This is a genomic window from Paenibacillus motobuensis, from assembly GCF_039521865.1.
Lineage (GTDB): Bacteria > Bacillota > Bacilli > Paenibacillales > Paenibacillaceae > Fontibacillus > Fontibacillus motobuensis.
Genome location: NZ_BAAACX010000009.1, coordinates 451,960 through 466,407, shown reverse-complemented (window position 1 = coordinate 466,407; position 14,448 = coordinate 451,960). Strand labels below are relative to the sequence as shown.

12 protein-coding genes are annotated in these 14,448 nt (G+C 45.6%); 9 read left to right on the top strand and 3 right to left on the bottom strand.

Annotation, left to right across the window (positions count from 1 at the left end; genetic code table 11):
• Positions 1 to 140: 140 nt before the first annotated feature.
• The 4 genes from ABD014_RS12805 to ABD014_RS12790 all read left to right on the top strand — a co-directional run bounded on the left by ABD014_RS12805 (position 141) and on the right by ABD014_RS12790 (position 3,231).
• Positions 141 to 725: a class I SAM-dependent methyltransferase gene (locus tag ABD014_RS12805; protein ID WP_343861574.1), complete on the top strand. Its 585-nt coding sequence runs from the start codon at positions 141 to 143 to the stop codon at positions 723 to 725.
• Complete coding sequence (locus ABD014_RS12800) at positions 725 to 1,384, top strand: phosphatase PAP2 family protein (RefSeq protein ID WP_343861572.1); 660 nt, start codon at positions 725 to 727, stop codon at positions 1,382 to 1,384. Before ABD014_RS12805 ends, ABD014_RS12800 begins: the two co-directional genes overlap by 1 nt.
• A gap of 88 nt (positions 1,385 to 1,472) precedes the next feature.
• Positions 1,473 to 2,174, top strand: a complete 702-nt coding sequence (locus ABD014_RS12795; RefSeq protein ID WP_379340312.1) for a response regulator — start codon at positions 1,473 to 1,475, stop codon at positions 2,172 to 2,174.
• The gene (locus ABD014_RS12790; RefSeq protein ID WP_343861570.1) at positions 2,164 to 3,231 is read left to right on the top strand and encodes a HAMP domain-containing sensor histidine kinase; all 1,068 of its coding nucleotides are present in this window, start codon (positions 2,164 to 2,166) and stop codon (positions 3,229 to 3,231) included. The genes ABD014_RS12795 and ABD014_RS12790 overlap by 11 nt, the downstream gene beginning before the upstream one ends.
• Before the next feature lie 371 nt (positions 3,232 to 3,602).
• Here the strand turns inward: ABD014_RS12790 and ABD014_RS12785 are convergent, their stop codons facing one another.
• Positions 3,603 to 4,403, bottom strand: a complete 801-nt coding sequence (locus ABD014_RS12785; protein WP_343861568.1) for a CAP domain-containing protein — start codon at positions 4,401 to 4,403, stop codon at positions 3,603 to 3,605.
• Between the two features lie 187 nt (positions 4,404 to 4,590).
• Here ABD014_RS12785 and ABD014_RS12780 point away from each other — a divergent pair, with 187 nt between their 5' ends.
• A complete protein-coding gene (locus tag ABD014_RS12780) occupies positions 4,591 to 5,283 on the top strand; it encodes a YjjG family noncanonical pyrimidine nucleotidase (protein ID WP_343861566.1) in 693 nt (230 codons plus the stop codon).
• A 156-nt stretch (positions 5,284 to 5,439) separates the two neighbouring features.
• On the opposite strand, the gene ABD014_RS12775 is transcribed toward ABD014_RS12780, so the two are convergent.
• Entirely contained in the window at positions 5,440 to 6,945 is a 1,506-nt protein-coding gene (locus ABD014_RS12775) for a DEAD/DEAH box helicase (RefSeq protein WP_343861564.1), read from the bottom strand.
• Positions 6,946 to 7,194: 249 nt separating this feature from the next.
• The gene (fabV, locus tag ABD014_RS12770; protein WP_343861562.1) at positions 7,195 to 8,385 is read right to left on the bottom strand and encodes an enoyl-ACP reductase FabV; all 1,191 of its coding nucleotides are present in this window, start codon (positions 8,383 to 8,385) and stop codon (positions 7,195 to 7,197) included.
• Positions 8,386 to 8,589: 204 nt separating this feature from the next.
• Between fabV and ABD014_RS12765 the strand changes: the two genes are divergently transcribed.
• The 4 genes from ABD014_RS12765 (at position 8,590) to ABD014_RS12750 (ending at position 14,372) form a co-directional block, all read left to right on the top strand.
• Positions 8,590 to 9,519 carry a Gfo/Idh/MocA family protein gene (locus ABD014_RS12765; RefSeq protein WP_343861560.1) on the top strand — a complete coding sequence of 310 codons (930 nt, stop codon included), beginning with the start codon at positions 8,590 to 8,592 and terminating at the stop codon, positions 9,517 to 9,519.
• A gap of 346 nt (positions 9,520 to 9,865) precedes the next feature.
• Positions 9,866 to 10,795 carry a hypothetical protein gene (locus tag ABD014_RS12760; RefSeq protein ID WP_343861558.1) on the top strand — a complete coding sequence of 310 codons (930 nt, stop codon included), beginning with the start codon at positions 9,866 to 9,868 and terminating at the stop codon, positions 10,793 to 10,795.
• 179 nt (positions 10,796 to 10,974) lie between these two features.
• Complete coding sequence (locus tag ABD014_RS12755; protein WP_343861556.1) at positions 10,975 to 12,822, top strand: sensor histidine kinase; 1,848 nt, start codon at positions 10,975 to 10,977, stop codon at positions 12,820 to 12,822.
• A complete protein-coding gene (locus tag ABD014_RS12750) occupies positions 12,822 to 14,372 on the top strand; it encodes a response regulator transcription factor (RefSeq protein WP_343861554.1) in 1,551 nt (516 codons plus the stop codon). The genes ABD014_RS12755 and ABD014_RS12750 overlap by 1 nt, the downstream gene beginning before the upstream one ends.
• Positions 14,373 to 14,448 lie beyond the last annotated feature (76 nt).

Genomic DNA, 14,448 nt, shown 5'->3' with positions numbered 1-14,448 from the left:
TCTGTTTCTGTACGTATTCCGTACACTTGGCAGGCGATCGACCTACCTTACCGGATCTTCAGAATTAATTCAGATTTTTCCTAGCTTGATCTGAAGAAGTTTTCGCTATGATGATGAAAAATGGTGAGGGGGAGACGTTAATGACTTCAAGTGTTAGTGAATTAATTCAAGAAAAAGCGCTGTTTTTCTATAAATTTCTACGATCACCTAGACAGGTTGGTAGTGTAACACCTAGCTCTAAAATTCTGGCTAAAGCGATGGTTGGCTCGGTATCCTGGGATGAAGTCAACAGTGTGGCTGAACTCGGCGCTGGAACAGGGGCCATTACGAAGTATATTCAAACGGCGGCTAACGCAGACACTCGGGTGCTGCTATTTGAGAAGGACCCTGCTCTATACAGGGAATTAAGATTTCAATATGCCCAATACGGATGTTACAGAGATGCCTGCCGACTACAATACGTCATGGGTCAGGAGAAGCTGGAACAGCTTGATTGCGTTATCAGCGGGCTGCCCTTTTTTAACTTTTCGCAGACGGTACGGAATCATCTGCTTGATGAGATTATTGCTTCCCTCAAGGACGGGGGACTATTCATCGCTTTCCAATATTCTCGTCAAATGAAGAAGCAGCTGGCAGAGCGATTCGATATTGATGAGATCAAGTTCGTGCCTCTTAATGTTCCGCCGGCCTTCGTCTATGTATGCAGAAAAAGGGGGACACACTGATGTCATCAAATTGCTCCTCTAAATTTATGAAATATCGTCCTTTATTATGGATTCTGTTAATTCCCATATTAAACATCTTTTATATGGTCTTGAATCATGATGGGGCGCGTGTAAATAATCTGATGACGGATCTCGATGCACAGATTCCGTTTATTCCTGCGTTTATTATTCCTTATCTGTCCTGGTACCCATTTATCATGATTATGCTCATTGTTATTTTAGCGAACAGCAGCAAGACCTATTATCGGACTTTCATCGCACTATGTCTTGGACTTATAATTTCCTATATCATCTATTACTTTTACCAGACGACAGTACCTCGTCCGCCGATTACAGGGCAGGGTATTTTATATTCACTGGTGCGATTTACTTATCAAACAGATAACCCTTTTAATTGCTTCCCCAGTATCCATGTGTTGACGACTTACTTAATTTGGAGGGGAGCATTGGATTGCAATGGTTTAGCTAAACTCATGCGTTTCTTTACCAGTTTCATGCTTGTGGCTATCGTACTTTCAACCCTGTTTGTTAAACAACACTATTTATTAGATATCGCTGCGGCAATTTTTATTGCGGAAATACTCTATTTCATTGCAGGAAAATGCTTGGCGGTTAGCTTGAAATCGAGAAAACACATCAGCAGGCAGCCCAATCCATAAAATCAGAGCTTGCTGAATTCTGGATAGAATAATAAACTGACGTTGTCATCTATGATGCAGGCGGCTTGAAGTAACCCTTGGGGGGCCTATGATGAGCGTAAATATATTAGTTGTTGACGATGACCCGGAGATTCGCGATATTTTGCATATTTATCTCCGCAATGAAGGTTATCATGTAGTTCAGGCTGAAGATGGGAAGAAGGCATTGGAGCTCTTGCAGCAAGAGCAGATTCATTTGATTATTCTGGATATTATGATGCCAAATTTGGATGGCATCTCGGCTTGCCTGAAAATTAGGGAGAACTCGGGAGTACCTATTATTATGCTATCCGCAAAAGGAGAGGACCTCGACAAAATCACCGGCCTCTCCATGGGCGGGGATGATTACATGACCAAGCCATTCAATCCTCTGGAGTTAATAGCTAGAATCAAAGCACAGCTAAGGCGGCAAAATTATACCGCGGTGACTACCCAGGCAGCTGATGAGGGCGAGATTTGTATTGATGACCTTGTGATCAACAAGGATTATTATCGCGTCACAGTCAAAGGCAGAGAGGTATCCTTAACGCCGATTGAGTTCGCGATTTTGGAACTGCTCGCCAGCCATCGCGGGCAAGTGTTTAACATCGATAAGATCTATCAGAAGGTGTGGAAGGAACAGCATGCGTATTACTCCCAAAATACAGTAATGGTCCATATCCGCAACCTTCGCGAGAAGATCGAAGCCAACCCGAGAAATCCTCAATATATTAAAACGGTATGGGGAGTGGGGTATCGCATTGATAAATAAAATTTGGGTAGTCATTAGCGGGAAGAAGAGTATTCGTACCCAATTGATCTGGGCTATTTTTCTGAGCTTCATCGTCACAACATTTGTGATTTCCCTATTCCCGAATACCGTAACAAGTCTTATATTATTTATAGCTATATTTATCTTTTGCTTTATTATCCTTACTCGTCCTATCGTTAGATCCATCTGGCAAGTCGCGAACGGATTGATGGTCATTGCAAGCGGGGATTTGAATTACAGGCTTTCCGTATCGAGGCAGGATGAATTAGGGATCGTCTCCCAGAACGTAAATCATATGGCTCAGCAATTACAAGAGCAAGTAGAACGTGAACGACATTTGGAGATCTCTCGGATGGACTTAATTACAAGTGTATCTCATGATTTGAGAACTCCGTTGACTAGCATTATTGGATATCTGGATTTGCTTAAGAAGCAAGCGTTTCAGGATGACGAGGAAGAGGCACGCTATATTAACAATGCTTTCAACAAAACCCAGCAGCTCAAGCAGTTGATTGATGATCTGTTTGAGTATACACGTCTATCTCATGGCGATGTTCAGTTAAATTTTCAGGAGGTAGACTTTCATAGTCTAATTGAGCAAATGGTCTCGGAATTTGAACCGGTTGCCAGAGAACAAGGAATTACTTTAATTCAGGAGCTAAGCCCCGATCCGATCATTATGCGCATGGATGTTGAGCAAATGGTCCGGGCCATTGATAATCTGCTTATGAATGCTACGAAGTTCTCACTGCTGCCTGGTGAAGTGAAGATCAGCCTAGTTACAGGTGAGAAATATGTACAGCTATCGATCGAGAATCAAGGTCAACCGATTACTAAAGAGCAGGAAGAACTGCTATTTCAACGATTCTATAGGATGGAGCCTAAGCAGAGTGATATGTATATGCCCTCTGGCTACGGACTAGGCTTATCAATCGCCAGAAATATTGTCGAACTGCATGGTGCCCGGATTTGGCTGGATCATCAGCAAGGAAAATATCGATTCTGTATTGAAATGAAGAGGACGATGCATACAAGCGCTGAACAACAAGAGGAGTAGGTAAGAAAAATCCTAGGCACCTTCTTGGTACCTAGGATTTGCAGTATTTCTGGATTTATGTGTAGCTTAACTGTCTTTATTTGGATTCTACTAGTGCGTCTTCAAAAAGTCCGGTTTTCAGCACCGAGAAGGTTGGATAAAGCTAGGGTCTGAGGAGCGGAGCGTACGTTTTGGGTACGTGAGCACCGGAAGACCCGGCTGAATTCAAGATTCGATGTCGACTCTACTTCTTGATTCACTTCGTGTTAGATATAGAATTTATACGTTATCAGCGAGTGCTGATGAAATTCTATATCGCAAGAAAACCTACCTTTAGATCGCGGTCGCTCATCCATGAATGACTTCGATCGGTTTTCTTATCAAAAGCGGACTTAGCCGATAAATTCTTGAACCCAGTAGCCGTTATCATAAGCCACACCAATTTTCGTGAAGTTCGGGTTCATAATATTTTGACGATGGCCTTCACTATTCATCCAAGCGTTCATTACTTCAGCAGGGGTACGTTGACCTTTTGCAATATTCTCACCTGCGTAACTGTAGCTGACTCCAAATTGCTTCATCATATCGAATGGGGAGCCATAGGTTGGCGATTGATGGTCAAAATAATTGTTCTCGCGCATATCCGCTGCTTTGGCTGCAGCCACTTTAGTCAGATTATCTTGAACAGTTAGCGGCTTAAGACCAGCTTTGCTGCGTTCCTGATTGACCAGATTCACCACTTGCTGTGCGAAGGAAGCATTGTCCGTTTGACCGGATGTGCCATTGTTATTATCGCTTGGTGCAGTTGGTGTTGTAGGTGTTGTAGGTGTAGTCGGTTTTGTTGGCGTTTCGTTGTTATTGTTATTAGATGAGTCCGATCCTGTCGATGGCTTTTGGTCTGGGTTGCTTGGTTTCTCGCTCGGAGCTGTTGGTTTTTGAATCTCCGGCAGGTTAGACAGATCAAGATTAGGAATCTGGGATAGCAGAGATTTCAAATCGTCCAAGTTACCATTCCAGTTCAATTGCGCCCATTTTTGCTGAACCTTTTGGACCTGCTGTGTTGGTTGATTGCAATCTATATTAGAAGCAGAGGCTGCTTCCGCTTTTCCTCCTTGTGGCAAGACTACTCCAGCAGCGATAACAGCTACCGCCATACTTCCTGTTAATAGAGTTTTCAGATTCTTATTGGTCATATTCTTAATTCCCTCCAAGTTATCGTATTGTGTTCGCGATGGAATTCAAAAATGACATCCCGGTTACAATATTGTAACTTTTCGCAATTTCATTCTAACATGTCTGGAAGGAGAATAGGGCAGGTAAGTTATGGATGGGCGATTCTCCCTTAATTTTGATATATTACTACCAAGAGGTGTATAGATCATGAACAATTACAAACATATTATTTTTGACTTGGATGATACGATTCTTGATTTTCAAGATTCAGAGGAAAAGGCATTAAAACAAATTATTACGCAATTTAAATTACCTTATAACGAACAAACTATTGCATGTTATAAGCGCATTAATAATGGATTGTGGCATCAAATAGAGGAAGGCCTGATCTCTCGGGATGAGGTGCTGACAACGCGTTTTTCACTTTTTTTGGAGGAGTTCTCTATTAATGAAAATGGCGTAAAGGTTGAAGCAATGTACCGTGAATATTTAAACGAAGGACATAAGACCATTGCTCAAGCAGAGGAATTGCTCAGTGCTCTAAGCAAGCTAGATTGTAAGTTATATGTTGGAACAAACGGTGTAGGAAAGACCCAAAGAAAAAGATTAGAAGATGCCAAGCTGCAAGGATATTTTGAACAACTATTTATTTCCGAAGAGATTGGTTATGAAAAACCGAGCCCTCACTTCTTTAACTATATTTTCAATGCTTTGCAGACAAGCCGGAAAGAAGAATTTCTAATGATAGGTGATCGGTTAACATCGGATATTCAGGGAGCCAATAACGTTGGAATAGATAGTGTATGGTTTAATCCTAAGGGGAGCATGCCTGAACCAGATTTACCTAAAAGCACATATACGGTATCTAGTTTAATGCAAATCATAGATATATTTGGCTGAACCATGAAGGGGCTAACCTAGCTATTTGAGAATAGCAGGCTAGCCCCTTTTTATGTTCAAAAAGAAACCGTTCCACTCGTTGATGGAGGATTACTTGACCATCTACAATTGGAACGGTTATTTATAGAGTATCAGTTGTTGTTCATGGTGCAGCTTCTAACGTCTGCCTCTGCCGCCACGATTGCCGCCTGACGGATTCGGGCGGCCGTTACCTTGCCTGTTGCCTTGTCCGCTATTGCGTCCGTCATTCCCGCGACGTCCTTGTCGTCCCGAGTCCTGACGTTCGCCACGGCTAGCGCGTCCCGACTCCCGGCCTCCAGGACTCGAACTACGGCTGCTGCGCGAATAGTCGCGCTCGCTTGATCGTCCTGCGCGTCCGGCGTTGGAGCCGCGCTCATCTCTCGATTGTCCTCGTTTTGCACTGCGTCCAGTACCATATTCACCCGTACTGGCATTTCTGCCGGAACGTGCGCTATCGGCACCGTTGTTTCTTTTGCGAGAATCTCTAGCAGTCGTAGTCGCGGAGCCTTCAATACGTCTCAGTCCTGATTCGCTTAGCTGCTGCTTTGGTATAGTCATCTTAATGCCACGTTCGATCGCTTCCAAGGCTCCACGGTCATGGGCCGTTACAAATGTGATCGCCACCCCGGTATTTCCGGCACGACCTGTCCGTCCGATGCGGTGGATGTAATATTCGGCATCGGCAGGTATGTCATAGTTGAATACATGTGTCACGCCTTCAATATCAAGTCCACGAGCAGCCATGTCGGTAGCGACCAGTATTTGCAGCTTCGCTTCCCGGAATTTCTTCATGACCTGTTCACGCTTCGCCTGCGACAAATCGCCATGCAGCTCGTCTGTAGCGTAGCCTTGCTCCTGCAGCTCCTGATTCAATTTGCTGGCACGCCGTTTGGTACGGCAGAAGACGACTGCAAGATAAGGATGCTGTTGTTCGATAAGGGTACAGAGATCCTTGAATTTAGAGCGATCTGTGACTTGGACAGCCATTTGCGAAATTTCCGTGAGCGTTATCTGTTGGGTCGGAATTTTCACTTCCTCTGGCTTCTGCATGTAAGCCTGTGCCAGCTGTCGAACCTGGTGTGGCATCGTCGCAGAGAAGAGCAGAGTCTGACGGCGTACAGGGGTTTGCTCCACAATATTCTGGACCTCGGGAAGAAAGCCCATATGCAGCATTTGATCCGCTTCGTCAAGGACGAGCATTTTCAATTTGCCGAAATGGATCGAGCCACGCCGCAGATGATCCAGCAAGCGGCCAGGAGTAGCGACAACGATATGGATTGCGCCCTCAAGCTTGCGCAGCTGGCGTTCTACATCTTGGCCGCCGTAAGCGGCAAGTACACGTGCCCCAATTACAGATGCGAGCTTCTTCAGCTCGCTAGTAATTTGAATGGCAAGCTCTCGGGTAGGGGTTAGAATCAGCCCCTGAACCTCTGGATTGTTCACATTGATACACTCAAGCATTGGCAGGATGAATGCCAGGGTCTTGCCTGTGCCGGTCTGCGCCTCGCCAATAATATCATGTCCGGCTTGTATATAAGGGATCGCTTCCGCTTGGATCGGAGTTGGTGTTGTAATCCCCAGTTCTTGCAATTGCTGTACCAGCTCGGCACGAATGCCCAGCTTCTGGAATGATTTCGTCATGTAATTTGTTAAGCTCCTTATTATAAATTGCGTCTAATACCTTTAGCTATTGTAACATGAGCGGCGTGTGATACAAGAGCAGCAGGGTAGCTGCTTTGAATATTGTGCGGCAAATCCGCCGATCTAATTATAACGGAAATGTATGGAGCCTCCGTAATAAAAATAATAGAACTAAAGGGCGGAAAGAATAAATCAAGCATCCATACCTTTAGTTCTATTTTGTGTACATTGTCTGATTATATTATACGTCTACTTCACATTAGGAACAGTAACGGATGGATCAACATCTGCCTCATAGTCGATACCATCTACCTCGAAGCCGAATAGCTGGAAGAATTCCTTGCGGTAGCCGGAGAGATCGGATAGATCGAAAATGTTGTCAGTACTCATTAGATCCCATAGCTTCGCAACCTCTTCTTGTACATCCTCACGCATTTCCCAATCATCAATGCGTATACGTCCTTTTTCATCAATAGGAACGATATCCGGGCCATATAACCGCTCGGAGAACAACCGATACATCTGTTCAATCGTTCCTTCGTGAATTCCTTTCTCCTTCATCACTTTATATAAGGCGGACATGTAGAGGGGCACAACCGGAATTGCAGAACTGGATTGAGTCACGAGCGCCTTGCTGACGATGACATAAGCATGCCCTCCGATATTGTTCAGGCGCTGATCCAATTCATGGGCCGTACGTTCAAGATCATCCTTCGCTTGTCCAATCGTACCGTCACGGTAGATGGGCTGAGTGATCTCCGAGCCAATATAAGAGAAGGCGATCGTAACGACATCGTCAGCGAGGACTCCGGCTTCCGCCAGTGTGTCAATCCACAGTTTCCAATCGTCACCGCCCATGACAGCGACTGTATCATTGATTTCTTGCTCTGTTGCAGGTTCCAATGTCACTGAGCTGATTTCGCCTGTGTGGAAGTTGACCGTCTTGTTCGTATACGATTGACCGATGGGCTTCAACGTAGAGTTGAAGGTTTCGCCAGTTCGTGGATCTGTGCGACGTGCCGTTGCAACACTGTAAATGACCATGTCAACTTTGCCCAGCTTCTCGGCAATGACGTTGGCCGTCTTAGCTTTGATCTCATCTGTGAAGGCATCGCCTGTCACACTGTAAGATTTCAGGCCAGCTGCTTCAGCGGCCTGTTCGAAGGCAGCGGAATTGTACCAGCCTGCGGAAGCGGTCCGCGTAGCTGTTGCCCCACTTGGGCGGTACACACCGATAGTGTTCGCCCCGGCTCCAAAAGCTGCGACCACGCGCGAAGCCAGGCCATAACCTGTAGAAGCTCCAATGACGAGTACATTTTTCGGTCCATGTATGGTAGGTTGCTTGGAGACATAATCAATTTGCTGTTGTACCTGCTTGGCACATCCAACTGGATGTGCGGTCGTACAGATGAATCCGCGAGTCCTAGGTTTAATAATCATGAAATAGTGTCTTTCCTTTCATTTTAAATCTTATAATTTAAAATTACTTTAATCTATACTATTGTACCCGTATATTTCAAAATGAAAAAGGCCTGCCGTAAAACTTGCTGGTTTCTGCGAAGGAGACTCATGCTTTGATTTCTATAAAAACCTAGAATATAGTGGAGACATAGAATAGGAGAACCTATGAGGGAGGAAATAAAAATGCGGGTTGGCATTATTGGACTTGGCGATATCGCCAGAAAGGCGTATTTGCCGGTATTGACGGATCGAGAAGATATCGAACTGGTACTGTGCACGAGAAATGCCCAGACTTTGGAGCTTCTGCAGGCTAAATATCGGATCGCCGAGACGGCGGGAAGTGTGGAGCAGTTAATCACGGCCGGAATCCAGGCGGCTTTCATACATACAGCGACAGAATCGCATACCCAGATCGCTGAACAATTGATCACTCACGGAATTCATGTATTTGTGGATAAGCCTATTTCTTATCACTATGCGGAATGCGGGAGAATTGCCAAGCTGGCGGAGAAGAATCAAGTGCTACTCATGGTAGGCTTCAACCGCCGATACGCGCCAATGGTCGCTTCTTTAAAAAGCGAAGCAGATCCACGAATGGTCATACTGCAGAAGAATCGTATTGCTTTGCCTGACGTGGCACGGCGGTTTATTTTTGACGACTTCATCCATGTGGTTGATACGCTGCGTTATTTGGCTCCAGGTGAAGTGAAGCAGGTGAAGGTCTCACCTTATATTTTTGAAGGACAACTCTATCATATTACGCTACAGCTAGAAGGTGATGGGTTTACATGTATCGGAGTGATGAACCGCGACTCTGGTGTAAATGAAGAAGTACTTGAGGTGATGAATCCCGGTAATAAATGGGTCGTTGATGGCTTGAATACTACCGTTCATTTGGCTAATGGTGAGGAGAAGTTTCTAAAATTCAAGGATTGGGATCCCGTTTTGTACCGGAGAGGATTTGTCGACATGACAGACCACTTCCTAAGTTGTGTTCGCGAGGGGAAGCAGCCTCAAATTTCGATCAGCGATGCGCTGGAGAGTCATCGGATTTGTGAGTTGGCAGTACAGGAGGTAGAAAGGCTAGGGGCTTTAACCTGGGAATCCAGATAAGATACTTGATGTATGAAACCAATTTGGATTCTATACGTTATAACAATCAAGAATCAAAATATACCATCTACTGGTTATGAGAGGACACCATGATTTGGCCAGTTCACTGACGGCTCGTTGGGTATTCTATTTCATCTGTTCGGTGTACTTACTGATTGTGTATCCATTTGCATTGAATATAGATGTTTTTAGTGCTTTATTGGTGGGATTGGTTGCTACTCTAATCAGCATAATTATGCTTATTCTTTCGTTCCGTTCGGTCGGACGAGAGCTATCCAACCCTCTGGAGCTGGAAGTTTGATCGTTTATATGACCAGGAACCAATATTCAGAAAGCAGGGATGCGGATGTTTGAGGATTTGAATGAACGGCTTGCTGCGGTGAAGGAAAAGGCACGCGGGATGGAGAAGTGGGAGGCAAGACTTCATCAGCTGCAGGAAGAGCTTGTCGAGCTGGAGCGTACCAGGGATCAATCGCGCAGAAGGCTGGCTGCTGAGGAGAAGGATGTTGAACGCTTAAGCGGTGCGTCGTTATCCGCCTTCATCTACTCTATCCTCGGCAAGAAGCTGGAGAAGCTTGACGAGGAGCAGCGTGAAGCGCTGGAGGCAAAGATTAAGTATGAGCATGCCGAACGAGCGGTTCAGGATGTGCAGCAGCAGATCGATCAAGTACAGCAGCGGATTCAGGAGGTTCGCAATTCGAAAGCGGACTATGAGCATTTATTTCAAGAGAAGGAACGACGGATTCTTGATAGTAACCCAGAGCTGAGGGAGCTTGCGGATCGTCTCGCTGAACTGATGGTACAGAATAAAGAACTGCAAGAAGCTTTGGATGCGGGAATAAGTGTACAGCAAGATTTGGGACTGGCGGAAGAAAGTCTGAATTCGGCCAGGAACTGGGGCACTTATGATATGCTGGGTGGAGGTATGTTCTCGACGCATATCAAGCACAGCCGCATTGATGAGGCGATGGAGCATGTGTATAGGGCGGAGAATAATTTGCAGCGATTTAGTAAGGAATTGCGCGATGTAGGCGATACCTTATCTGTAGATATGAAGATCGACGGATTTCTCACCTTCACCGACTATTTCTTTGACAATTTGATCACGGACTGGTTTGTTCAAGGGCGGATCAAGGAGATAATGAATCAGGTTATCACCAAGGCATCCCAAATGGATGAACTCATGGATCACTTGTCTAGATCAAAGCGTCAAGCCGAACAACAATTAGAAGTATTGCACCGGCAATATGTACAGATGGTTGAGACATATCACTAGTGGCCCATGGTGGAATAGAGACTGCGAACGTATGAAGTAGATACGTCTGCGGTCTCTTTTTTATAAAATGGCTAACCATTTACAGAAGTAAGCTCCACAAAAAATCAGTTTGCCCGATTTGAAGAACCAATGTTACACTGTAACGCGGACAGTATATCAATGAACAGGAGTGTTCCTTCGTGTCAAAGATTCGCAGATTTTATCTCAATCATCTGAAGCGGAAAATGTTCAATAAGATTATTCTGTTGTATTCGGCGGTCATGATGGTGCTGTTCGTTACGGCAGCGGTACTGGTGTATCAGTATCAGCTGCAGCGGATTATCCGCGAGGAGACGGATGCCAATATGAAGACGGCTCAGGTTCTCAGCATATATCTTAACAGGCAGTATGAGAATATTCAGAATACGATTCAGCAGATATACGGGGATGCAACCCTTAGCGATGATCTAGTCTATTTCCTCAATAATCCCTATGAGAACTACCTGGGCTACCGTCTGAATCAATTTACGAAGACGAATGAGCAGCGGCTGCGATCCTACAGTACCTTAGTCAAAAATTATATGGAGCAGGAGCCTGGGGCAAAGAGGGTGTCTATCTACAGCTACCCGCGAAAATTCGGCATGAACTTCGAAAGAGAGAAGCAACAGCTACAATATGAAAGCGGTTCCGATGAGTCATGGAACAACTGGCTGGTGACGCGCCGAGCCTACACTTGGGATACGGTGAGCAATAGTCCGGAAGCCGATAGTACTGCAAAATCATCTTCTGCCCAGATGTACTCGTATGCGCGTGAGCTTCAAGATCCATGGACGCTAGACAGAATTGGCATGCTGGTCGTTGATTTTGACAGCAAGCAGCTTGCGAATTGGTTAAGCAGTCGGGTACCTGCTACCCATGGACAGATGCTGGTCATGACTTCACAAGGCAAGGTTCTATACGATTCAACGGGGGAATATGTTGGACAGGACTATCCTTATCGCTATGAATTGAACACGGCAGGCAAATGGATCGACTTGGATGAACCCTCCAAGATAAATGTGCTCGATACCGGGAATGCCGGGCTGACCGTCATTGGTATCGTGTCCAAATCGACGATTGAAGCAAGCACAGGCAGCCTACGCAATACACTGATACTCATTACATTATTGTTCTTTGTTGCCAGCTTCGTGCTGACTTCTACCGTGATGAGGAAATATTCCAAGAAGATCCGCAGAATCATCGTGTCCATGAGTCGCATCGGTGAAGGAGACTTATCAACGCGAATCCAAATGCCGGGCGAAGATGAGCTGCAACAAATTTCACAAAGATTCAATGATATGTGTGAGAGGCTGGAGCAATATATTGATAAAATGTACACCTCCGAGATTAAACAGAAGCATGCTGAGCTAGTGGCTCTGCAATCTCAGATTAACCCCCATTTTCTCTACAATACGCTTGAGTCGATTCGAATGAAGGCCTACTCAGAGGGAGCCCGCGATGTCGGCAAGATGGTGTACAGTCTCTCCGTCATGTTCAAAGGCATGGTGAAGAAGGACACGGTTATTACAATCAAGGAAGAGATTGAGATGTGTTCAATCTACCTTGATCTGCTGCAAATCCGCTATGAGGGTCGGATAGAAGTGGCTATCGAGGTAGAACCCGCTATAAGTGGTTGCAGTATCATTAAATTGCTTGTGCAGCCGATTGTTGAGAATTATATCGTGCATGGATTCCGATCTCTTGATGATGACAATCAGGTGAGGATCTTTGCAATGCAGGAAGGGGAGAGGGTTGTAATTACTGTACGGGACAACGGAATGGGTATTCCGGCTGGGCGCATGCAGGAGATCGACAAGATGCTGTCCGGGTCTTCTCAACTGTCCTCCAATCTCATGGAGAAGAGCAATCCTTCGATCGGACTGATCAATGTGCATGATAGAATCCGGATGAACTATGGAGAGGAATACGGTCTGAGCGTGTCCAGTGAGCCTGGAAAAGGTACGGAGGTTCGAATGGAAATACCGATGCTGAAAGAAGGGATACTATAATGAAAAAGGTATTTTTTGTAGATGATGAACCATTGATTGCTCAAGGTCTCAGCTCGATTACGGACTGGCAGCAGTACGGCATTGAAATAGCCGGATCTGCGAATGATGGAGAGACCGCCTTGCAACGAATTAAGGAAGAGCCGGTCGATCTATTAATTACGGACATTATGATGCCCCGTATGAACGGACTGGAGCTGATCCGCAGGGTGAAGCAGATTCATCCGCGCACGCGCTTTATAGTCTTGAGTGGCTATGAGGAATTCGAGTACGTAAAAGTGGGAATTACGCTCGGAATTGAGAATTACATATTGAAGCCAATTAATATTGATGAATTGGAATCGACAATCAGACATATTCGCGGAGATTGGGAGCGGGAAGAGCTTAATCTGTTCCGTTATGAAGAAGATTGGAGAGTGCTGCGCAGCAATATTCTGCAGCGCTGGGTTCTGGGCGAGATCGAAGGTCAGGAGTTCAAGCATCGTGCCGAACTGCTGGGAATTCCGCTGGATTATAAATATATTCAGGCTTTAGTGTTCCGCGTCATCTCGGAAGAGAAGCCGATCTCCCGGTTGTATCGTCTGCACGGATTGAGCGAGGAATGCGGCGTTATCGCGCGGGAAGCTATCGATAAAGAGGATGAGGTGATCTGCTTCCCGGATGCGGACGAAGACCTGGTGATGCTCTATGTCTCTGATCATCCCGAGCATCATCAGACCATATTGGAGAACGCTCCAGCCACGGCGAGGAGAATCTCTGAGATGACCGGACTGCCGGTATGGGCGGTAAGCAGCGCTGTCAGCAGCGATTTCTATGGTGTTCAAGATAGTTACAAGCAGGCCAAGCGGGTGTTCCAGCAATGTCTCATCTCGAGTCAGGACAGAACAGTATATATGAACGGACTGCTAACGAAGGTGGAAGAGTCTCGTCCAGTAATATGGGATCAGGAAAAGTATGTAAGACTACTGATCGATGGGAAGCAAGAGCCCGTTATCGAATTCATCGAGTCGATGCTCCTCGGACAATTCGAGAATGATATCATCCCAAGAAGCGAGTGTATGAACATGGCGATTCAGCTCATGCTGAGTGCGAAGGATATGGAGGATCGCCCCGATTACAGCGAGGTGTTCGCAGCCCTTGCCAGAATGAACACGATTCAGGGACTGATTCGGCATATTATTTCGGTTGTACAGCGAAGCTTGGGCAACCGGGATACGGTTCAGCAAGAGTATAGTGGACATGTAGCTATGCTGCTCGAGCAGGTGAAGGAGCACTATGCCGAGGAATTATCGCTCAAAACGTTGAGTCAGAAGCTGGATATGCATCCGAACTATTTAGGCCAGTTGTTCCAGCAGGAGGTGGGCCTCAGCTTCTCCGATTATGTGAACCAATATCGGATTGAGAAAGCGACGCAATTGTTAATTCATACGGATCAGAAGACAGCGGAGATTGCAGTTAGTGTGGGCTATACCGATACGTCTTATTTCTATCGGCAATTCAAGAAATATGCGGGTGTTTCTCCGACAGAACTAAGGCATATGTACACGAAGTAAATATCATTGCAATGCGCTGAGGACCGTCCGTGTATGCGGGCGGTTCTTTAATTTTGTACATATTTCTTTAATTTGT

What these genes read in the sequence shown, in the direction of transcription:
- fabV (WP_343861562.1), bottom strand. Translation starts at nt 8,385, where the DNA reads ATGATTATTAAACCTAGGACTCGCGGATTCATCTGTACGACCGCACAT.
- ABD014_RS12760 (WP_343861558.1), top strand. Translation starts at nt 9,866, where the DNA reads ATGTTTGAGGATTTGAATGAACGGCTTGCTGCGGTGAAGGAAAAGGCA.
- ABD014_RS12765 (WP_343861560.1), top strand. Translation starts at nt 8,590, where the DNA reads ATGCGGGTTGGCATTATTGGACTTGGCGATATCGCCAGAAAGGCGTAT.
- ABD014_RS12805 (WP_343861574.1), top strand. Translation starts at nt 141, where the DNA reads ATGACTTCAAGTGTTAGTGAATTAATTCAAGAAAAAGCGCTGTTTTTC.
- ABD014_RS12775 (WP_343861564.1), bottom strand. Translation starts at nt 6,945, where the DNA reads ATGACGAAATCATTCCAGAAGCTGGGCATTCGTGCCGAGCTGGTACAG.
- ABD014_RS12785 (WP_343861568.1), bottom strand. Translation starts at nt 4,403, where the DNA reads ATGACCAATAAGAATCTGAAAACTCTATTAACAGGAAGTATGGCGGTA.
- ABD014_RS12800 (WP_343861572.1), top strand. Translation starts at nt 725, where the DNA reads ATGTCATCAAATTGCTCCTCTAAATTTATGAAATATCGTCCTTTATTA.
- ABD014_RS12795 (WP_379340312.1), top strand. Translation starts at nt 1,473, where the DNA reads ATGATGAGCGTAAATATATTAGTTGTTGACGATGACCCGGAGATTCGC.
- ABD014_RS12750 (WP_343861554.1), top strand. Translation starts at nt 12,822, where the DNA reads ATGAAAAAGGTATTTTTTGTAGATGATGAACCATTGATTGCTCAAGGT.
- ABD014_RS12780 (WP_343861566.1), top strand. Translation starts at nt 4,591, where the DNA reads ATGAACAATTACAAACATATTATTTTTGACTTGGATGATACGATTCTT.